Source organism: Actinoplanes aureus, assembly GCF_015704865.1.
Taxonomy (GTDB): domain Bacteria; phylum Actinomycetota; class Actinomycetes; order Mycobacteriales; family Micromonosporaceae; genus Actinoplanes; species Actinoplanes aureus.
In genome coordinates, this window is record NZ_JADQTO010000102.1 from 1 (window position 1) to 961 (window position 961).

Annotated in this window: 1 protein-coding gene; it reads left to right on the plus strand. The window is 69.4% G+C overall.

What is annotated here, in order from left to right:
- Positions 1-127 precede the first annotated feature (127 nt).
- A partial coding sequence (locus I4J89_RS49110) for an IS481 family transposase (protein ID WP_230860877.1) occupies positions 128-961 on the plus strand: 834 nt, incomplete at its 3' end.

A 961-nucleotide genomic window follows, 5' to 3' on the forward strand; every position in this document is an offset into this window, starting at 1 on the left:
CGGGGACGTTGGTCGAGGAAGTGTGACCACTCGATCTGACGATCATCAGCTGGTTCTGTGAACGATGAAGGCCTCCAGCGATGCAGTGGAGTTGTCGAGAAACCACTGACCAGCACCGGAGGCCTTCATGTCCCACGCTAACGCCGCGCTGACTCCGCGGGCGCGATTGCGGCTGGCGCGTCTGATCGTGGAGGACGGCTGGTCACCCGCACGAGCGGCCGAACGCTACGACGTGTCCTGGCGCACCGCCGCGAAGTGGGCCGCCCGCTACCGCGCCGAAGGCCCGGCGGGCATGGCCGACCGCTCGTCACGCCCGCACCGGCAGCCGAACCTGACCCCCGCCCCGATCGTGCGCAAGATCGTGCACCTGCGCCGGAAACGACGCTGGGGGCCCGTCCCGATCGCCGATCAGCTCGGCCTGGCCGCCTCCACCGTGCACGCCGTCCTGCGCCGGCGCCGACTCAACCGCCTCAGTCACCTCGACCGCGGCACCGGCGAGCCGATCCGCCGTTACGAACACGAACACCCTGGAGACCTGCTGCACGTCGACGTCAAGAAACTCGGCAACGTGCCCGACGGCGGTGGCTGGCGCTACGTCGGCCGTCAAACCGGCGACCGCCATCGTCGAGCCACCGCCCGCCGCACCGGCCGGCGCCGCGGCGCCTACGAACCGGCCATCGGTACCGCGTTCGTGCACACCGTCATCGACGACCACTCCCGCGTCGCCTACGCCGAAATCCACGACGACGAAACCGCTGTCACCGCCACCAGCGTGCTCCGCCGCGCGGTCGCCTGGTTCACCGAACGCGGCGTCACCACCCGCCGTGTGCTGTCCGACAACGGCTCCGCCTACAAATCCCGGCTCTGGGCCACGACCTGCGCCGAGCTCGGCATAACGGTAAAGAAGACCCGCCCTTACCGGCCGCAGACCAACGGCAAGATCGAACGCTTCCACCGCACC